This is a genomic window from Flavobacterium sp. 5, assembly GCF_002813295.1.
Taxonomy (GTDB): Bacteria; Bacteroidota; Bacteroidia; order Flavobacteriales; family Flavobacteriaceae; genus Flavobacterium.
On record NZ_PHUE01000001.1, the window covers coordinates 334,903 to 356,063 of the forward strand.

Annotated in this window: 21 protein-coding genes; all 21 read left to right on the forward strand. The window is 32.2% G+C overall.

Annotated elements, in window-relative coordinates; translation table 11 throughout:
- Positions 1-58: 58 nt before the first annotated feature.
- The 21 genes from CLU82_RS01165 to CLU82_RS01265 all read left to right on the forward strand — a co-directional run bounded on the left by CLU82_RS01165 (position 59) and on the right by CLU82_RS01265 (position 20,657).
- Entirely contained in the window at positions 59-385 is a 327-nt protein-coding gene (locus CLU82_RS01165; RefSeq protein ID WP_100841360.1) for a multidrug efflux SMR transporter, read from the forward strand.
- A 64-nt stretch (positions 386-449) separates the two neighbouring features.
- On the forward strand, positions 450-974 hold the full coding sequence (locus CLU82_RS01170) for a GNAT family N-acetyltransferase (protein WP_100841361.1): 525 nt from the start codon (positions 450-452) through the stop codon (positions 972-974).
- Positions 975-1,297: 323 nt separating this feature from the next.
- Entirely contained in the window at positions 1,298-1,876 is a 579-nt protein-coding gene (locus CLU82_RS01175; RefSeq protein ID WP_100841362.1) for a TetR/AcrR family transcriptional regulator, read from the forward strand.
- A 148-nt stretch (positions 1,877-2,024) separates the two neighbouring features.
- Positions 2,025-3,236, forward strand: coding sequence for an efflux RND transporter periplasmic adaptor subunit (locus CLU82_RS01180; RefSeq protein ID WP_100841363.1), 1,212 nt, complete (start codon positions 2,025-2,027; stop codon positions 3,234-3,236).
- An 11-nt stretch (positions 3,237-3,247) separates the two neighbouring features.
- The gene (locus tag CLU82_RS01185; protein WP_100841364.1) at positions 3,248-6,478 is read left to right on the forward strand and encodes an efflux RND transporter permease subunit; all 3,231 of its coding nucleotides are present in this window, start codon (positions 3,248-3,250) and stop codon (positions 6,476-6,478) included.
- A gap of 65 nt (positions 6,479-6,543) precedes the next feature.
- Positions 6,544-7,962: a TolC family protein gene (locus tag CLU82_RS01190; RefSeq protein ID WP_100841365.1), complete on the forward strand. Its 1,419-nt coding sequence runs from the start codon at positions 6,544-6,546 to the stop codon at positions 7,960-7,962.
- A gap of 66 nt (positions 7,963-8,028) precedes the next feature.
- The gene (locus CLU82_RS01195) at positions 8,029-9,135 is read left to right on the forward strand and encodes an NADH:flavin oxidoreductase (protein ID WP_100841366.1); all 1,107 of its coding nucleotides are present in this window, start codon (positions 8,029-8,031) and stop codon (positions 9,133-9,135) included.
- Positions 9,136-9,569: 434 nt separating this feature from the next.
- Positions 9,570-10,127 carry a phosphoglycerate mutase family protein gene (locus CLU82_RS01200; RefSeq protein ID WP_157813293.1) on the forward strand — a complete coding sequence of 186 codons (558 nt, stop codon included), beginning with the start codon at positions 9,570-9,572 and terminating at the stop codon, positions 10,125-10,127.
- A 53-nt stretch (positions 10,128-10,180) separates the two neighbouring features.
- Positions 10,181-10,696, forward strand: a complete 516-nt coding sequence (locus tag CLU82_RS01205) for a DinB family protein (protein WP_100841368.1) — start codon at positions 10,181-10,183, stop codon at positions 10,694-10,696.
- 41 nt (positions 10,697-10,737) lie between these two features.
- Positions 10,738-11,205, forward strand: a complete 468-nt coding sequence (locus tag CLU82_RS01210) for a DUF1440 domain-containing protein (protein WP_100841369.1) — start codon at positions 10,738-10,740, stop codon at positions 11,203-11,205.
- 131 nt (positions 11,206-11,336) lie between these two features.
- A complete protein-coding gene (locus tag CLU82_RS01215; protein ID WP_157813294.1) occupies positions 11,337-11,903 on the forward strand; it encodes a hypothetical protein in 567 nt (188 codons plus the stop codon).
- Between the two features lie 190 nt (positions 11,904-12,093).
- The gene (locus CLU82_RS01220; protein WP_100841371.1) at positions 12,094-12,579 is read left to right on the forward strand and encodes a hypothetical protein; all 486 of its coding nucleotides are present in this window, start codon (positions 12,094-12,096) and stop codon (positions 12,577-12,579) included.
- 475 nt (positions 12,580-13,054) lie between these two features.
- Entirely contained in the window at positions 13,055-13,399 is a 345-nt protein-coding gene (locus CLU82_RS01225; RefSeq protein ID WP_100841372.1) for a helix-turn-helix domain-containing protein, read from the forward strand.
- Positions 13,400-13,501: 102 nt separating this feature from the next.
- Positions 13,502-14,545 carry a site-specific integrase gene (locus tag CLU82_RS01230; RefSeq protein WP_100841373.1) on the forward strand — a complete coding sequence of 348 codons (1,044 nt, stop codon included), beginning with the start codon at positions 13,502-13,504 and terminating at the stop codon, positions 14,543-14,545.
- A 155-nt stretch (positions 14,546-14,700) separates the two neighbouring features.
- Positions 14,701-15,090 carry a hypothetical protein gene (locus CLU82_RS01235; protein WP_100841374.1) on the forward strand — a complete coding sequence of 130 codons (390 nt, stop codon included), beginning with the start codon at positions 14,701-14,703 and terminating at the stop codon, positions 15,088-15,090.
- A 53-nt stretch (positions 15,091-15,143) separates the two neighbouring features.
- Positions 15,144-16,364: a DNA (cytosine-5-)-methyltransferase gene (gene dcm, locus CLU82_RS01240; RefSeq protein ID WP_198520170.1), complete on the forward strand. Its 1,221-nt coding sequence runs from the start codon at positions 15,144-15,146 to the stop codon at positions 16,362-16,364.
- On the forward strand, positions 16,361-17,500 hold the full coding sequence (locus CLU82_RS01245) for a restriction endonuclease (RefSeq protein ID WP_100841375.1): 1,140 nt from the start codon (positions 16,361-16,363) through the stop codon (positions 17,498-17,500). Before dcm ends, CLU82_RS01245 begins: the two co-directional genes overlap by 4 nt.
- Positions 17,501-17,678: 178 nt before the next feature.
- Positions 17,679-18,218 carry a hypothetical protein gene (locus tag CLU82_RS01250; RefSeq protein ID WP_100841376.1) on the forward strand — a complete coding sequence of 180 codons (540 nt, stop codon included), beginning with the start codon at positions 17,679-17,681 and terminating at the stop codon, positions 18,216-18,218.
- Between the two features lie 179 nt (positions 18,219-18,397).
- A complete protein-coding gene (locus CLU82_RS01255; protein ID WP_100841377.1) occupies positions 18,398-18,853 on the forward strand; it encodes a hypothetical protein in 456 nt (151 codons plus the stop codon).
- Between the two features lie 242 nt (positions 18,854-19,095).
- A complete protein-coding gene (locus CLU82_RS01260) occupies positions 19,096-19,707 on the forward strand; it encodes a hypothetical protein (RefSeq protein ID WP_100841378.1) in 612 nt (203 codons plus the stop codon).
- 266 nt (positions 19,708-19,973) lie between these two features.
- Complete coding sequence (locus CLU82_RS01265) at positions 19,974-20,657, forward strand: hypothetical protein (RefSeq protein ID WP_157813295.1); 684 nt, start codon at positions 19,974-19,976, stop codon at positions 20,655-20,657.
- Positions 20,658-21,161: the final 504 nt, after the last annotated feature.

Sequence of the window (21,161 nt, forward strand, 5' to 3'; positions counted from 1 at the left end):
TCATTTGTAAAATACTTACTCCATTTCATTTCCGACCTTTGCATAAAATATAAAAGAAATGAATTGGATTATTTTAATTATTGCAGGATTATTTGAAGTAGCGTTTGCGTATTGTTTAGGAAAAGCCAAAGACTCAACAGGAAATGAAATGTATCTTTGGTATGCTGGATTTTTGCTTGCTCTTTGCATAAGTATGACACTTTTAATCAAAGCTACTCAAACATTACCAATTGGTACGGCTTATGCTGTTTGGACTGGTATTGGAGCAGTTGGAACTGTATTGGTTGGCATTTTAGTTTTTAAAGAACCAGCTACTTTTTTACGTTTATTTTTTCTTTTTACATTAATAGGTTCTATTGTAGGACTAAAAGCGGTTGCTCATTAAAAAACAACTTTATAACTGAAAATCATAGAAAACCACAATTAGAAAATTTATAAAAACAAAAAAAATGGAAAACATCAAAATAATAAAAGTAACGCCCAACGAAATTAGCGAATTACAAAAAATTAGTAAACAGACATTTTCGGAAACATTTGCCTCTTCCAATTCGGAAGAAAATATGACTCAATATCTAGAAGAAGGGTTGTCTATTGAGAAACTAACATCGGAACTGAACGACAAAAATGCTGAATTCTATTTTGCAACATTAGACAATGCTATAATTGGTTACCTCAAACTAAATTTCGGAGATTCTCAAACTGAACTTAAAGATGATAAAGCTTTAGAAATTGAAAGAATCTATGTTATAAAAGATTTTCATGGAAAAAAAGTAGGCCAAATTCTATACGACAAAGCAATTGAACTAGCCAAACACCAAAATGCCGATTATGTCTGGTTAGGCGTTTGGGAAGAAAATCAAAGAGCAATTAGTTTTTACAAGAAAAATGGCTTTATTGAGTTTGACAAGCACATTTTTAAATTAGGCGATGATGAGCAAACCGACATTATGATGAAACTAAAATTAAATAATTAATACTGAATACTATTAATCTTCAGCTTAATTTTTGGGACTGCTACAAAATCTTATAAAAAACTAAATTTCCAGGATAGAACCGATGGCAGCGATATCCTTTTTCTGGTCCATTTTGCCAGAAAAAGATTTAGCGAAGAGCAGGATTAAAGTTTGTTAACAACTAAGAGGTTCTGCTTCTGAAATTTTAAAAATAATATAAAAACCTGTAAATCAATATCTTAATACTGTTATTATTCTATTTTAAAAAAAAATCAAAAAAAATATCAATTCTGAAACGCTTGTTTCAAAAATAGTTTTACATTTGCAAAATAAAATTAAATCTAATGGCTCGCTGTGTAGAATTTAACGAGGTTGAAAAAATTGAAAAAGCAATGAATGTCTTTTGGGAAAAAGGATATAATGCTACTTCAATGCAAGATCTTGTGGATGCCATGCAGATTAACCGAAGTAGTTTATACAACACCATTGGCGACAAGCATCAATTATTCATGAAATGTATTTGCAATTATTTTGATAATGCAATGTGTGAATTAAAAGAAAAAGTAGCCAAGGAAACATCAGCCAAAGCAGCACTCATTAAAGTTATCACTGATAAAGCGGATTGGATTGTATCCTGTGAAAAAGGATGTTTGGGAATGAAAACGACATTCGAAATTGCTCCTGATGATAACGCAGTCCGAAATCAGATGAGTAAACAAAATGATATTTTCATCGAATTTATGGCTACAATAGTTCAAAAAGCTATGGATGATGGAGAAATGGACAATTCAGAAGATGCTGAATTAATGGCTGAATATATTGCAACTTCCTTTACAGGCTGGAAGCAATCATACATCGTTAATCAAAACCCAATCAAAATCAAAAAAATGTCAGAATTTCTGATTAAAAATATATTTAAATAGCTTCTATTTTTTTATCTAATTCTGGAACGTTTATTTCAGATATAATTGCCAATACGCATATCTTTTTTTTAAATTACAGCTTTGATTCTGAAACGTTTATTCCAGAATTAACAATAACTGAAACACTAACCATTAAATTAAAAACATCATGAATTCTGAAACGATTATTCCAGAAACAGCAATACGTAAGACCAATTTAAATCCAAAATCAACTATGAAAAAAATAACCATTTTAAGCTTAGTGGCTGCATTTTTAATCAGCTGTGCAGATAAAACACAAGCGCCCGCTGCAGCGCCCGCTCCTCTCCTGCCCGTTATGGCAATAAAAACTGAAAACACAACTACTGAAGATGAATATCCTGCTGCTATACAAGGAACTGTAGATGTGGAAATCCGTCCCCAAGTTAGCGGAAATTTAGATCGCGTTTTAGTAGACGAAGGTGCTTATGTTACCAAAGGGCAGTCATTATTCAAAATAAACGAACGTCCTTTCCGTGAGCAATTGAATACTGCTTTAGCCAGTCTTCATGCTGCCGAAGCGGCTTATATCAACGCTCAATTAGAAGTAGACAAATTGACTCCTTTAGTTCAAAACAAAGTGGTTTCAGATTATCAATTGAAATCGGCTAAGGCTTCTCAAAAAATTGCTGCTGCTAATATCGAGCAAGCCAAAGCAATTGCAGCATCAGCAAAAATCAATTTAGGATATACCAATATCACAGCCCCAGTGAATGGTTATATCGGAAGACTCCCTAAAAAACAAGGAAGTTTAGTTTCTGCAACAGATGTTGAAGCTTTAACTACACTTTCAGATGTTAACGAAGTATATGCTTATTTCTCTTTGGGTGAAACCGATTTCATCAAATTCAAATCACAATATGCAGGAAACAGCATTGGTGACAAAATCAAAAACCTCCCTCCCGTTACTTTATTATTAGCTGATAATAGCGCTTATCCGCAAACAGGGAAAATCGATATGGTCGATGGACAGTTTGATAAAACTACTGGTGCTATTACAGTTAGAGCCAAATTCTCCAACCCAAATAAAACGTTACGTTCTGGAAACACAGGAAAAGTTCGTTTAGGATTAGAGCATGACGATGCGATTTTGGTTCCACAATCGGCTACTATCGAAATGCAGGATAAAATTTTTGTCTTTACTGTAAGCAAAGAAAACAAGGTTACCAAAATGCCTATCAATGTTATCGGAAAAAGCGGTACTAACTATCTTATCAAAGACGGCGTAAAATCGGGTGATCAAATTGTATTAAGCGGTATCGATAAACTTCAGGAAGGACAACTAATTCAGCCTGAAAAAACAGCTGATACTAAACTTGCTCAAATAATTAACAAAAAATAATTTTTACGAAGATGTTCAAAATATTTATACAAAGACCCGTACTGGCAACCGTTATCTCCATTTTACTGGTGATATTAGGTGTACTGGGACTCACAAAATTGCCTTTACAACAGTTTCCTGATATTGCGCCTCCCTCGGTTTTGGTCACGGCAGTTTATCCAGGAGCGAATGCAGAAACCGTTTTACGTTCTGTCGCACCATCACTGGAAGAATCTATAAATGGTGTTGAGAATATGACTTATATGAGCTCAACAGCTAGTAATGATGGTACGTTAGCAATCACCGTTTTCTTTAAATTGGGTACAGATGCTGATCAAGCTGCGGTTAACGTTCAAAACAGAGTCGCACAAGCTACAAGTCAATTGCCTGCGGAAGTGGTACAGCAAGGTGTCATCACAGCCAAACAACAAAACAGTTTTATTATGGCAATTGGTATGTATACCGATAATGAGTCAAAATACGATCAGACATTTGTTGCCAATTATGCTCAAATCAATATTATTCCTGAAATCAAACGTATTCCTGGAGTCGGTTCAGCTAGTATTTTTGGAGGTGTAAAAGATTACTCTATGCGTGTTTGGTTAAATCCAACACAAATGTCAACACATAATGTGACGCCAAATGAAGTGATGGCAGCCATTCAGGACAAAAGTTTGGAAGCTGCTCCTGGTAAATTTGGAGAAAGAAGTAAAGAAGTTTTCGAATATGTAATCAAATACAAAGGGAAACTAACCAAACCAGAAGATTATCAAAACATTGCAATTCGTTCGAATGCAGATGGTTCTGTACTTCGTTTAAAAGATGTCGCGAGAGTTGAACTTGGTGCGTACTCCTACAACAGTTTAACCCGTTTGAACGGTAAAAAAGGAGTTGTAATTGGTATTATTCAGTTGGCGGGTTCTAACTCAAATGATATTCAGATTGCGATTAACAAATTGATGGTTAAAGCTTCTAAAGATTTTCCTTCTGGAATAAAACACAATATCTTTTATAGTACAAAAGTATCTCTAGATCAATCAATTGAACAAGTAGAACACACTTTAATTGAAGCTTTTATATTGGTATTTATTGTTGTGTTTCTTTTCCTTCAGGATTTTAGATCAACTTTAATTCCAGCCATTGCAGTTCCAGTAGCCATTTTAGGAACGTTCTTCTTTATGCAGTTATTCGGATTCTCGATAAATCTTTTAACTCTTTTCGCATTAATCTTAGCGATTGGTATTGTGGTCGATGATGCAATTGTCGTCGTCGAAGCGGTACACGCCAAAATGGAACACAAACATCTGTCTCCAAAAGTAGCCACACACGAAGCGATGCACGAAATCACAGGTGCAATTATCTCGATTACATTGGTAATGGCTGCTGTATTCTTACCTGTTGGTTTTATGGAAGGATCTACTGGGGTTTTCTATCGTCAGTTTGCTTTCACGATGGCCATTGCAATTGTAATTTCAGCAGTTAATGCTTTGACTTTAAGTCCTGCCCTTGCCGCTTTATTCTTAAAGGATAACCATGCTGCTCACAATGGAGAAAAACCATACCTTAAACAAGGTTTTAAACAAAAATTCTTTAACGGATTTAATAATAGTTTTGAGAATTTAACCAATCGCTACGTTGGTGGATTAAAATTCTTAATTCGTAACAAATGGGTTAGTTTAGGAGGTTTGGCTTTAATTACTATTGCCACAATTGTAATGGTAAAAACGACTCCATCAGGATTTATTCCAACAGAAGATCAAGGTTTTATTGCGATTGCAGTGAATACTCCTTCGGGAACTTCATTAGACGGAACTCAAAAAGTAATGACAAAAGCTGAGAATACTTTAAGAGGTTTGAAATCATCGCGATTTGTAACCGCGATTTCAGGTTTCAACTTATTGACAAACTCTACAAGCCCATCATCAGCAGTTGTTTTCGTATTGCTTAAACCAAATGAAGAACGTGGCGATATCAAAAATATCGACGAAATCATGAATCAGGTTCGTGGTAAATTAGGAGCGATTTCAGATGGTAGTTTCTTCGTATTTAGTTTCCCAACTGTACCTGGATTTAGTAATGTTGAAGCTTTAGATTTAGTGTTACAAGATAAAACAGGCGGTAAACTGGATAAGTTTAGTGGAATTTCACAAAACTTCATTGGTGAATTAATGAAACGTCCTGAAATTGCTGTAGCCTTTACCTCTTTCAAAGCTGATTATCCTCAATTACAGTTGGATATTAATGATACAAAAGCGGATCAATTGGGTGTCAAAGTAAAAGACATTCTGCAAACAATGCAGGCCTATTTTGGTAGTGCACAAGCATCAGACTTTAATCGTTTCGGAAAATATTACAGAGTGGTCGTTCAAGCGGATATTGCCGACAGAGCAGATCCATCCGCTATTGACCGTGTATTTGTAAAAAACAAAAATGGCGAAATGGTTCCGATAAATACTTTGGTAAAACTAACTCGTATTTATGGTTCTGAAACCGCTTCGAGATACAATTTGTTTAATTCTATTTCGGTGAATGCAATTCCGAAACCTGGATTTAGTTCTGGAGATGCCATCAAAGCAATTGAAGAAGTTGCGGCACAACAATTGCCAGCTGGTTACAGTTATGAATTTTCAGGACAAACCCGCGAAGAAATTTCTTCTGGAGGACAATCGGCAACTATTTTCCTATTGTGTCTGATATTCATTTACTTCCTGCTTGCAGCACAGTACGAAAGTTACATTTTGCCTTTGGCGGTAATTTTCTCAATCCCTGCCGGAATCTTTGGAGTATTTGTTGCCATTGGATTAACAGGAATCGAAAATAACATTTATGTACAAGTTGCCTTAGTAATGCTTATCGGATTGCTCGCCAAAAATGCGATTCTAATTGTAGAGTTTGCAGTCCAAAAAAGAAAATCTGGTCAGGCGTTAGTTAAAGCTTCGATAGATGCTGCGAAGCTTCGTTTACGACCAATTATAATGACATCATTGGCTTTTGTTGTTGGATTAATTCCGATGATGAGTACCAAAGGACCATCAGCTCAGGGTAACCACTCTATTAGTATTGGTGCCGCCGGAGGAATGGTTTCGGGAGTAATTCTAGGGTTGTTAATCATCCCGGTTTTATTCATCGTATTCCAATATTTACAAGAAAAAGTTACCGGAAAACCAGTAGCTGTAACCAATAACCACGAAAATAAAAATGGAAAATTATATCACAACAATTCTGATGACAATAATCATCAGCCTAGCATACATAGCGTATAAAGTGTCAAGAGATCTTGAAACAAAAAAAGATACGTGTCCAGAATCTTAATTACAATAAAGTAAAAATGAAAAAGTATATAACCAAAACCGTGATAATCACTATTCTGATTACCACAATAATATCCTGTACTGTTTCCAAGGATATTGAAACACCAAAAGATGCCTTTCCTGAGAATTTCAGGAATGCATCGGTTTCAAAAGACACGACTAGTATTGGTGATCTGGAGTGGAAAAATTTCTTTACAGAAAAAGATATGATCCAACTAATCGATAGTGCTGTAGTGAGAAATAACGATTTACAAATAGCAACAAAAAACATCGAAATTGCGCAATATCGATTCACACAATCGAAATGGAACAATGTACCGCAAGCTAATCTATTGGTAACCGCAAGTACGAGCAATCCTTCGGATAATAGTTTTACTGGAAGGAGTCTGAATCAGGCTTTAGGTCAAAATCACATTGAAGATTATTCAGCTGGAGTTTCACTTTCGTGGGAAGCTGATATTTGGGGAAAAATCAAAAACCAGAAAAAAGGAGCTTTTGCTAATTATCTTCAATCAGAAGAAGTAAAAAAAGCATTGCAAACTACTGTTGTGGCTAATGTTTCAAAAGGATATTACAATCTTTTGATGCTAGATGCACAGTTAGAAATCGCTAAGAAAAATGTACAGTTAATTGACAGTACCACTACTATCATTAAATTAAAATTTGATGCAGGTCAGGTAACTTCATTAGCGATTCAACAATCCGAAGCGCAGAAATTAAATGCTGCTCAGTTAGTTCCTTTATTAGAACAAAACATTTCGATTCAGGAAAATGCTTTGAGTGTATTGACAGGTTCGTTCCCAGATTCTAAAAAAAGGAGCATAGTTCTTAGTGACATTGATGTAAAAAATAATGCCGCTGTTGGAATTCCATCTTCAATAGTAAGCAGAAGACCTGATGTAAAAAGTGCTGAATTAGCTTTAAAAACTGCAAATGCAAATGTTGGAATAACAAAAGCAGATTTATATCCAGCTTTAAAAATTACAGCTCAAGGCGGATTAAATTCGTTTGAAAGTAGTAATTGGTTCACTATTCCTGCTTCCTTGTTTGGAACAGCTCTTGGAGGTTTAACACAACCATTATTGAATAATAAAAAATTGAAAACGCAATATAATATCGCTGTAGCGGAAAGAGAAAAAGCAGTTATCAATTTCAGACAATCAGTTTTAGTAGCAGTTACCGAAGTATCTAATGCTTTAGTAACTGTAGAAAAACTGGAGCAACAGCAATTTTTCCTTCAGGAACGTGTTAAAACATTAAACCAAGCCATTAAAAATTCGAAAATGTTATTCAAAAATGGAATGGCAGAATATTTGGAAGTTTTGTCTGCACAAGCGAATTTATTGCAAAGCGAATTAGAACTTGCTGATATAAAAAGACAACAATTATCTGCTAATACCGAGTTATACCGTGCATTGGGCGGTGGTTGGAAATAATAATTCCAAATTGGTATTACTCCTTGTTAGAACACTAAAAAAATAGAATCTAAATTATAAATAGATATGAGTACAAATAATTTATTTACGCCCTTCAACTTGAAGACGTTAAATCTTAAAAACAGAATTGTGATGGCGCCTATGACGCGTTCCTTTTCTCCAAATGGAGTACCAACTGATGCAGTAGCTGCTTATTACCAAAAAAGAGCTGAAGGCGAAGTTGGTCTGATATTATCTGAAGGAACTGTTATTGACAGACCGTCATCATCTAATGATGCTAATGTCCCTCACTTTTATGGAAATGAAGCACTAAAAGGATGGAAAAACGTAATAGATGGCGTTCATTCTGCTGGTGGTCAAATGGGGCCGCAAATCTGGCATATGGGAATTATGGATAATCATCATTCGGGCTGGGTTCCTCCAGTTCCTTTTGAAGGGCCATCAGGATTAAACCGTCCAGGTTTCAATAACGGTAACACTATGTCTGAAAAAGACATTGAAAATACCATTATTGCTTTCGGAAAAGCAGCGGCCGATGCTAAACGATTAGGCTTTGATACTATCGAAATTCACGGTGCTCATGGGTATTTAATTGACCAATTCTTTAACCCTGAAACCAATTTACGTACTGATATTTACGGAGGAAAAACAATAAAGGAACGCAATAAATTTGCAATTGAAGTGGTGAAAGAAATCAGAAAACAAGTAGGAAATGATTTTGCAATTATCATGCGTTTTTCTCAATTTAAACCTTCTGATTACAATTATAAATTGGCAAAAAATCCACAAGAATTAGATGCTTGGCTTACACCTCTTGTTGATGCAGGTGTCGATATTTTGCATTGTTCACAACGTCGTTTTTGGGAACCTGAATTTGAACGTTCTGATTTGAATTTTGCAGGATGGGCTAAAAAAGTAACAGGAGCGCCAACGATTACTGTTGGTTCGGTTGGACTTTCAGGAGATTTCTTTAGTGCTTTTGCGGGCGAAAGTTCTCAACCTACCTCTTTGGATGAACTAACAAGACGTTTCGATAGAGGTGATTTTGATTTAGTTGCCGTTGGAAGACCTTTACTATCTGACCCAAATTGGGCTGCAAAAATAAAAGCTGGACAAACGGAGCAACTTGTAGGATTCAGCAAAGAAGCTTTAGGTGAATTGATTCTAGAATAAATTTATAAACAGAAACAATTATCTGCGAATAGCGCGTTATATCACGTATTTGCAGAGATTGGAAACAATACCCTTTTTATTTAATTTGATTGACGCTGTAAGACTTTGGTTTTGCAGCGTTTTTTCGTTCTGTTTCATTTTCAGAGTTATGAAATACTAAGACAAACAGTATATCCTTTTGTTTTTTTGTTTTCACTATAAAAAATATTTTTATACAATTCAATTATACTTTTAGATAACTTAACTATACTTTTACAAGATAAAAACTAAGCACCCGAATATTAGTCGTAATACACAACAGAGTCATATTCTTTTTATTTTAAAACATTTATGACGTTCTATTTCATTTAATTATTGGTCTTTAAGATTATCGAGTAACTGAACTAAATTATATAATGCCAGACCTCAAAAAGTTAATCATCAAAACAAATAAAATGAATAAATTTTTTATACTATTTTTTCTCTGTTTAGTATATGCCTACCCTCAATCCAAACAGGGAGAAATATCGCAAAGTAAACACGCTAATTCTGCCGTGAAAAGCAAAACAACTACATTTATACTTATACGGCATGCTGAAAAAGAAAGCAATGGTGATAATCCAAATCTAAGTGGCGATGGAATCTCGAGAGCAGAAGAGTTACGACATGTTTTGAATACTGTACCAATAAGTGCTATTTATTCTACTCCGTATAATCGCACCCGCCAAACTGTACAATCTCTTGCGTTTGAAAGGGGTATTCCAATTACAGAATATGCTGCGAAAAATCCAGCCAAACAATTGATTGACGAAGTTCTTGCTTCCTATATTGGAAAAACGGTGGTTATTGTTGGGCATTCTAATACTGTTCCAGAAATTATAAAAACACTCACTAACGGTTTCAACAAGATTACTATAAGTGAGTCTCAATATGACAATATGTTTATTATTACTTGCCAAGATAAACTTGATCCCATTTTTATGCAGTTAAAATATGGAAAAAGCACACAATAGATAATCAAAATAAATTGCTGAATTTAATCGTCGAATTTTAAATTTACAACACAATGGAAACAACAGCAAATCTTAAACAAAATATTACCGAAATATTTAAGGAATTAGATGAAAAACTTTCTTCTTTTTCAGAAAGCCAAATAAACAAAAAACCTTTTGAAGGGAGCTGGACAGCGGGTCAGCTTGCACAACATCTTATTTTAGGATGTTCCGGTTTAAGTAAACTATGTGATGGTAAAACAGAAAAAACGGACCGTGATCCCAGTGAAAAAATTGACGTTATAAAATCGGTATTTTTAAATTTTGATACAAAAATGCAGTCTCCAGAATTCTTATACACTGAGGATAAAGAATATAACCAAATTTTATTACTTTTAGCATTGCAAAAAATTGAACAAGAGTTACTGCACATTTCAAACAATTACGATTTAACTTTAACCTGTCTTGATTTTGTGATTCCATCTTTTGGAAAACTCACAATTTACGAATGGATATATTTTGATCTTATCCATATTCAAAGACACCTAAAGCAATTAAATACAATTTTTGAGAAAGTAACACAACATTGATTTGCAAAATAATTTCGATAACAAACTTAAAACCATAGTATATGAAATCTAAAGTGGGTGCTATTTTTTTATCAGGTTTAATTGCTGGTACAATGGATATTTTGGCAGCAACAATAACCTACACTGTTATTTTGCAAAAAACTACAGCAATTAAACTTTTACAATCTATTGCCAGTGGTATTTTTAAAAAAGAAGCCTATACAAGCGGTCCACAAATGGCTTGGTACGGCTTGGGTCTTCATTACCTAATTGCAACCACTTTTGCCTTATTCTATTTTCTAATTTACCCTTACGTTCCACTTTTTAGAAAGAATGCTTTACTTTCTGGAATTCTATACGGAATTTTCGTTGGCGTAGTAATGAATCTAATTGTACTACCAATAGTATTTCCTGCTTTACCACCCAGAAGCCTTGATTTTGCGTTGGTACTAGCAATAGTTATTTTAATATTTTGTATAGGGCTTCCAATTGCTTTTATAGCTAAGAAATACTATTCTTTAAATCAATAATTTTATAAGCTCCCCCTACTCAAATCTTTTGAAGAATTTCATTTAACAAAGAATAATCAGTTTCAAATTCCCAAACCTTTTCAAGTTTTAGGATGCTAGTTATCATACCCCAAAACCATGTCAATAGAGCTATGTTTAAACTTTCAATACTATTTTGTTTTATATCGTTTTTAAGCTTTTCGCAAAAAGCGGTAAAACTGGAGTTTTCAATCTCAGAAATAGATAGTTTAAGTAAACAGGAAAGCTGTTTTCAAATATTTGATTATGGAGGCAGAATTCAAGCTAAAAAAGAGTATGCTAATGACAAAACAGAAACTGTTGGAGATGGTTATTCTGGTTGGAAAATAAATGCCCATTTTATAGACAGCTTAAATTATAATCGGTTATCCCAAAAAGAACAAAAACATTATAATGACGAGAAAACGTGCAGATTGATAAGAGCGGATTACTCAAGCTCTATTGCTTTTGAAGACGGAAGCTCAGAAAAAGAGAAACTACTTTTTTATTTCAGTAATAATGAGCTTTTTTATATTAAATATCAAACCAACTCTTTAGATAAAAATAAAATTCAAAGGTCGAATGATCTTAATTTCTTTTTCTCTGAAATTGAAAATAAATTATCCGATAATGAATCCTTAAAACAATATCTGATTGATAAAAAATCTGAGATCATGAAGGTGTGGTTTAAAACAAAATGATATGACAGCAAGCAGGTTTAGTACAATTTAATGTTTAAAGAGTTATATATAACTTGAAAAAAGCATCCCACACAAACTTTTGCATATTTTATTATTTTAAAAAATACAACAAAAATTCTTATAAAAAATATTTTTTTAATTATAGTTTTTCCTACATTTGAATAATGACTAATTATAAAAACTAAATTAAATGAGTAATTTAAATCCAAACAGACTGAACTTAATCTACCCAGTCGCTGACATGACCCTGATGAAAACAAATGCTAATGCTACAATTGCTAAAATTCCAGTTTTGGCGACTCTTACCGAAGAGGAACGTGCTAGTGGTGGCGATATTAATGTTGATAACAAAATTTTTGTAGACGATACCCTAAACGAGCTAATTACTAATGGAGCTACTCTTATGCCAGCTTGGTTTAATATTCCTAACTTGAGTAATGATGTTACTTTCTTTAATCAATCGGAAGAACTGATTTCGTTGTATTCGAATATCATTGTTAGACTAAAAGATGCACAACGTATTGCGGGCAGAGAAGCACTTGTTAACGCTAGAAAAGCTTACGAGCAATACAAATCGGCAGCCGATGCTGGAGTATCTGGAGCACAGGCGAGTTATGACAAATTAAAAATTAGATTTGACAAGAGTCCAGGTGCCCCTGCTCAGCAAATTCAGTAAACAATATTAATTTCCAAATCCTGAAAAGAGGCTGTCCATTATTGGATAGCCTTTTTTTTTGTGCTTTATATTTAAAGGTAAAATCGCAAACAAGAATTCTTTTATTCATTATCAAAACGTCAAAAACACAAAACTATAGTACTCGTACATAACACTTTGAGCTTTGTATTTAATTTATATATTTTATATATAACATATATACTTTTTATATAAAACATTTATACGTTTTGTATCAATCATTTATACTTTTTATATAAAACATTTATATTTTTTGTATCAATCAATTATACTTTTTATATAAAACATTTATACGTTTTGTATCAATCATTTATACTTTTTGTATAAAACATTTATACGTTTTGTATTAATCATTTATACATTTTATATAAAACATTTATACGTTTTGTATAATTATTATATATGTTTTGTATAAAAAAAACCTATTTTTGCAAAACTTAATTATAAGTTACAAACTATGACAACAATAAAAACTGGTGAATTACTCACTGCATACTGTACTCGAAAGCGCATTTATAAAAGTGCATTAGCTCGAAAAACTGGTATAGACTACCAATCGCTTATAAAATATCTAAAATCGGAAACCTTACGACTAGATATCTTACTAAAACTTTCGGAGGGTTTGAGTCATAATTTTATAATGGACATCGCAGTTCAGCTGCCAGCAAACTATACTACTGATGCGCCGATAGACCAGACAGCAGCCAACAAAATCGAAGCTTTGGAAAGAAAAATAGAATTGCTGGAAGCTGAAAAACAAGTTTTAATTCAGCTGTTTGGAGGAAAAGTCGGAAACCTATAATAGGGTTAAATTAATCTAATCCTTTATTTTATTTGTAAGTAAAAGTGTTGTTTATTTTTACAGAAAATTCATATATTTACTTTTGACATTAAATCAGAAAATATGAATTGGTCCGCAAAAATTGTACATCATGACAACAAAGAACGCATAGCTGTTTATTTTGAAAAGAATATTCAACTAATAGAACGCATTAAACAATTTGAGGATGCAAGATGGAGCCAGACCCTAAAAGCATGGCACATTCCTAACACAGAAGAAAATCGAATACGATTTAAAATCATACCTCTCTCCCACTCTATTCCTTCGGCCGAAGGAATAGAGAATATCGAGAAATTTAAACAATGGCTACGTTCCAAACGATATAGCGAAAACACGCTTGGCACGTATAGCGAAGCCTTAAAATCCTTTTTAGTTTTTTATAGAGAAAAACCTGTGGCTCAGATTACAAATGAGGATGTTATCATCTATAATAATGAGTATATTATAAAGAACAATCTTTCGGCCTCTTATCAAAACCAAATCGTAAATGCGATAAAATTATTCTTTGCAACCGTCCTTGAAACCAAAATTGAGATCGATAAACTGCATCGTCCCAAACGAATTAAAGTTTTACCAAATGTATTGAGCAAAGAGGAAGTCAAAACGCTACTGAATGCTCATAGCAATATTAAACACAAAACAATGCTATCCCTTATTTACAGCTGTGGCTTGCGATGTGGTGAATTATTAGCTTTACAGCCTGTACATATCGATTCCAAACGAAACATTGTATTGCTTAAAAACTCGAAGGGTAAAAAAGATCGAATAGCACCACTAAGTCCTAAAATACTCGAAATGCTTCGTGATTATTACACCTTATATAAACCAACGGTCTTTTTGTTTGAAGGGCGGCAAAAAGGAGTAGCTTATGATGCACGCAGCTTACAAAATGTTTTAAAGTCTGCTTTGCAAAAAGCTGGAATTACTAAGCCTGCAACCCTACATTGGTTACGCCATAGTTATGCCACCCATTTATTAGAAAGCGGCACCGATTTAAGGTATATTCAAGAATTATTAGGTCATAATAGTAGCAAAACTACCGAAATATATACTCATGTAAGTACGAAAAGTATTCAACAAATTAAAAGCCCATTTGATGATTTGTAAAACTATTTTTATTATTTTCACAAAAAAATAATACGACATTGAATTGCGCCAATCTACCCTAATTTGGGTGTATATACGCCATTTAATGGCGGGTATATATAAGTTACCTGATATGCGACCGCAGAGTCGGAGAAAAACAACTAAATATACAAATTATGCCAAATACAGGAGATTTATTTATCACAACATTACTTCAGGCTCATTTAGAATGGGGAGAATATAGACATACAAATAGCCGAGGTATTATAATTGGAGAAGGTTATTTACAAATACCTGCTAATGTTGCGTATGAATTTGAAATCACAAATAACCATTCTGCAATAAGATCAGCTGAATATGACTTTAGTACCTCTGATGGTTATATTGTCAATGAAAAATTATTAGCAGCTGGAAATCAACATAGAGTTGAATATGCAAAACAATTTCAAGGTTCGGGAAATTTAAAATTATTAGGCAATTGGTTCAGTCATATTGATGCACAAGTCGGTGACCAAATTCAAATTAGATTTATCAGTCCAACTGAAATACTTTTGACAAGATTATAATTTATTTATTAGAATTAATATCCTAAATTGCAGCTTAATTTTAGATAAAGTAAATGAACGTATTAGAAAAAATAAGTATTAAAGAATTTGATGGTAAAAACTATCAGGTAAAACTTGTTGAGCCATACGATAAAGCACTAATTACACACTATTTACACAATTATCATAACGGAGTTTCAAAGCATTATAAAAAAGATGCAGTGAAAATTTTAAACAACTTTGTTGAATACAAACAAGTTGAAGAAAAAATAAATATTGTCGCAGAAGACGCTTTGCAACAACTTCTTTTTGAAGTTGAAAACGTTCCGTTTCCAACTCCAAAAAATTACACTTTTAAATTTATTGACCTTTTTGCAGGAATTGGCGGTTTTCGTTTAGCAATGCAAAATGTTGGTGGAAAATGTGTGTTTACAAGCGAATGGGAAACATCAGCTCAAAAAACTTACAGAGAAAATTTTGGCGAAATTCCATTTGGAGATATTACAAAAGAACGTGTTAAAAATTACATTCCGCAAGAATTTGATGTATTATGTGCAGGTTTTCCTTGTCAAGCCTTTTCAATTGCAGGAAATAGAAAAGGATTTGCTGATACAAGAGGGACATTGTTTTTTGACATTGAGCAGATTATAGAAAAGCACAAACCAAAAGTTGTATTTTTAGAAAATGTGAAAAATTTAGTTTCTCACGATAATGGAAATACGTTTAAAACAATTATTTCAGTTTTAGAAGATAAATTAGGTTACAAAGTTTTTACTAAAATTTTGAACTCAATGACACACGCAAATATTCCACAAAATCGTGAAAGAATTTTCATTGTAGCATTTGACCCAAATCAAGTTGAAAATTTTGCTAATTTCCAATTTCCTTCGGAAATTAAATTAACAAAAACTATTCACGATATTTTAGAAAAAGGCAAGCAAGCAGATAATTTATATTACAAAGAAGACCACGCATATTATCCAGAACTTGAAAAAGCGATGACTTCAAAAGACACAGTTTATCAATGGCGTAGAGTTTACGCAAGGGAAAACAAAAGTAATGTTTGTCCAACTTTAACGGCAAATATGGGAACAGGCGGCCACAATGTACCGCTTATAAAAGACGATTTTGGAATTAGAAAATTAACTCCAAAAGAATGTTTTCTATTTCAAGGTTATCCCGAAAATTACATTTTGCCAAACTTGGCAAATAGTAAACTTTATATGCAAGCAGGGAATTCTGTAACTACAACATTAATTGAGAGAATTAGCGACGAAATCATAAGAGTTTTATGAAATCGTTTGCAGAAATAGACATTGAAAAAAACGGAAATTATTTGAAACTGCTTTCAGCAGTTTCAAAGCTTTCGGGTTTATTCAGTGAAAGTGCTGTACCTTTCATAAATTATCGTGTTGCCGAAAATATATTTTGCAGAAGTTTCGATGCGGGCAATTTATCTCGTTCAGATACAGCTTTTGACGCAAATTATAATTCTGTTGGTGTTGGTTTGAAAACTTTTGTTTGTAATAGCAATTCCAGTACAGAAAAGGTAGCAGAATTTAACTCATTATCAAGAACTTTACGAGATTTTAAAGGTAAAGAATTAGCGCTAAAGCTTGGAGAATTCAGAAACGATAGAATAAATTTAGCAAATCGTGTGTACGATATTCAAGATTCACTTTATCATATTGTTGCGAGAAAAGAAAAAGAATTATTACTTTATGAAACGGATTACAACATCATAGATGTTGCTAATATTCATTCGGTTAAAGATAATAAAGCAAGTTTACAATTTGAAGACGGAAATAATTTATATACTTTCAATTATTCAAAAAGTACACTTTTTAGAAAATTTATAATTCCTCAAAATGCTTTTCGTTTACCAATTGATATAATTGAAGATCCGTATTCTTTGCTTCTTGAATTGTTTGAGGAGAATAAGAATTTAAAAACTGCAACTGACAAACTTGTTAAAGGCGAAAATTATGTGATTTTGCCTCTTTATGGAATTCAGAAAGGAGAAAAATTTATTTTTGAAAGAAGCGGTTTAAATCAATGGAATGCGAATGGAAGAAAAAGAGATTTTGGAGAAATTTATATTCCAATTCCTGCGGAATTGCACAGAAAATATCCAAATTTCTTTCCAAAACGTGACCAAGATTTTAACTTACAAATTCCAACGGGAGAAATATTTACCGCAAAAGTGTGTCAAGAAAACTCAAAAGCTTTGATGACTAACCCAAATAAAGCTTTGTCTGATTGGTTATTACGTAGAGTTTTACAACTTGCAGAAGGCGAATTGGCGACAATAGAAAAACTTGATAAATTAGGTTTTGATAGTGTTATAATTATGAAAGACGAAAACGGAGATTTCAAAATTGACATTATGAAAACTAATACTTACACAGAATTCAACACCGAAGCCGCATAAAAGCACATCAGGTAACACACGCTACAAGCAATTTGGGTATTAGGCATAATTTGAAGTTGGTCTTGTGTCAGAAAGATTTGGCAAATCCGAATAATGGGCTTAATTTAATCCCAAACTGCTTGTAGCGCGAGAACGTTAGCAGTAATGATGCCTCAGAAGAATATGAAAAACATAATTTATGAATAAAAAAACTAAAAAATGGTTAATTATTATAAGCTGTTTAGTCTCATTAATTTTTGCATTTTTTAATTTAAATAAGATAATTAAAATAATAGATTTTACTTCAATCAATGTACAAACTGAAAATGGAATTGATGCTGAAAAAGTGAAAATTTATCAAAGTTTTTATTCAATAAATAGAAAAAACGACAGTGAATTATTTGAGAACAAACACGCAAAATTAGTGTTTGAAGGAAATGATAACGGAAAAATTAAAACTGAATATGGCGAAAATTGTTTTCTTGTAATTTATGAAAATAAATACTATTTCCAATTTACTCAAATTTGCACAAATGATAATGATTATAAAAAATACAATCTGAAATTATCTAAGAATAAAAATAACAGAATATTATTAAACGCGGATATAGAACCAGGAATGAAATTTGAAAGGGAAATGAATCTGATTAGCGAGTCGAAAAATCTTAGATGTAATGGAGTAATAAATGAAGATAATGGAATATTTAATGGAATTGAACTAAGAAAAAATAGTGAATAAAATCACTACTGCTAACAGCCGTTACAAGAGATTTGGGCAATTGGCTGAATTTAAAAATGGTTTTGTACTTGGAAAATTTGTGCATAATGGAAAAATCTCGCATCTTTAATCCCAAACCTCTTGTAGCGCCAGGACGTTAGCGGATAGTTGACCGCAGAGCACGTTTAATAACAATTAATATGAAGAAAACTTTTATAATATTATTTTGCTTTATTTTTTCAAATTTTATTCAAAGTCAAAATTTGAATATAAAATTTGTTGAACAAATTACTAAAGTATCATTTCTCGATATTGATAATGTAATGACTGAAGGTTATGGTTTCATAAAAGTAAGCGATGAGGATAATGGTAATAAAAAAAAATATGCAAAAATTCCAGATAATAACGATGATAATGCAATCTTTATTACTTTATTCAAACCTAAAAATGAACCTTTAAATTCTCTATCCATTTTTCTTGCAAAAAATTATAATATTCAGAAAATAAAAAGAGATTTAATGGAAAATGACTTTTTATATTTGGGGGAAAATAAAAATGGCTTTTGGCAATATCAAAAAGAAAATATTGTTTGTTTAGTTTCTAAAGAACCAAATGATATTGGAGCTAATCAAATTCTAATACTTTATAAAGAATAATACAACAATAAATATTTTGAAACTTTGAACATTTAAATAATTTTATTAATCAATAAACATTGATAAAACAACCATCCGCTAACAGCCGTTACAAGAGATTTGGGCATTTGGCTGAATTTAAATATAGTTTTGTACTTGGAAAATTTGTTCATAATGGAAAAAACTCGCATCTTTAATCCCAAACCTCTTGTAGCGCCAGGACGTTGTAGGCTATTTTCGCTCAGCAGAAACTAAAAATTGAAATGAAAAATATCGTAATTTTATTGGTTTGCTTAGTTTTTCCGAAAATATTATTGGGTCAAACTTGTTTACACAAAAATTTATCTAAAGAATTTAACTTTGAAATAAAACTTCGAAAAATAAAAATTCCTAACGAAATTATTGATAGTAATTCTGTGAAAGTTATTGTCTATAACAAAATCTCAAATGAGAAACAGGAATTTAATTTTGGCTCGAGTTTCCTTTTTGCAAAGACTTTTGTCAATTGTAAAGCGGTAAGGTCTTATTCAACTGGAATTAATAAAAATGCTGAAATTGTTGATAATGAATTTGGAGATTTAGTCATTGCAGATTTTAATTTTGACAATAGAGAAGATTTTGCTATTAAAAATGATTCTGGAGGAAATGGAGGTCCAACGTATAATTTTTACATTCAAGGCAATAATAAAAAATTTACTTTAGATAAATTTCTAACAAATAAAATGGAATTTTTTCCAACAAAATTTATAGCAAAAAATAAAAAAATAATAACTTACGTTCACGCAAGTGCTTATCAATTATCCGAAAACACGTTTGAATATAATGTGAAAACAAAAAAATGGAAATTAAAAGTATCGAGACTAGTAACGTACTAAAAAAAACAGCCTACAACAGCCGTTACAAGATATTTGGGTATTTGGCTGAATTTAAAGATGGTTTTGTACTTGGAAAATTTGTGCATAATGGAAAAAACTCGCATCTTTAATCCCAAACATCTTGTAGCGCCAGGACGTTAGTAGCTATTATGAAAAAAACCGACATACAGAAAGAAATATTGTCAATGATTGCATTACTTATAATCAATATAGTAATGTTTTTTTTGTTATTACTTTTTGGAATTTTATTAGACAAAATACCAAAAATGGAAAATTGGAAAATAAAATTAATATCTTATTTTTCTATTGTTGCTCTAACATATTTTTTACAGAAAAAGTTTAAAATTTTTCAAATCCTTTTTCAAATATTAATTTTACCATTTTCAATTTTCTTTGTCGTTTTTGCTATTGGAATTCCATTTCTTATATTACAAATGCATTTACTAATTTATTTCGCTCTATGTTTTTTTATTCCCTCAGTTTTTTTTCAGCTTTATGAATATTTACAATATCCGCCAATAAACATACAACTGAAAGTATATGTAATATTAAGTTTTAGTGTAATCTGCTCAGTCGTATTTCAGAAACAAATTAAATATATAGTTCATACTTTTTCTCCTGCGCGTTTAAAAACTTCTGAAAAGCTTAGACCGTATAAAATTGGGGAACTTTCAGATTATTTATTATCAGAAAGCAATATAAAGTTTTTAGTTTTTATAATTTATTTCGTAATTATTGTTTGTGTGAATTTTTACAATTTTCAAAACTTAAGTTACTATGATTCAGAAAAAATTGACAAAGCTGTTTTACAGTCTTTTGTAACATATATAGCGTTTGACAGAATAATTTCAAACTTAAAACAAGTTGAATTTAAACCATCAGAAATGGTAAAGAAAATGAAAAACTCGATATTTAATAAAATGGAACAACTTGACAACATAAATAAATAACAGCTACTAACAGCCGTTACAAGAGATTTGGGTATTTGGCTGAATTTGAAGATGGTTTTGTACTTGGAAAATTTGTGCATAATGGAAAAAACTCGCATCTTTAATCCCAAACCTCTTGTAGCGCCAAGACGTTATGCGTAATTGGCAGTAGACTACGGAGTTGCTTACACAATAAATTTTCGGGATATTTTTTTTGAGATTTTAGAAGAATAAAGCATTTAGGCTTCAAGTCTTTCGATTGGGAATCGTAGAAAGTTCACTTTCAATACGTTTGACAACGTACAAGACTTGGCTAAGTTATTAAAAATAAATGAGAAAGTCAATACTTACAAAAAGCATTTAATTTTACTAACTTAAAAATCTCAAAAAAAACAGAGCCCAAAAACCCCTATTATTAACTTCGCCTAGCAGGCTTGCTAAGCGCAATAAATAATTGGTTTCATTGATTTGGTTTGTGGTGAAAGAAAAGATAAGAGTCGTCTATCCAACTCCGTTACAGGACAA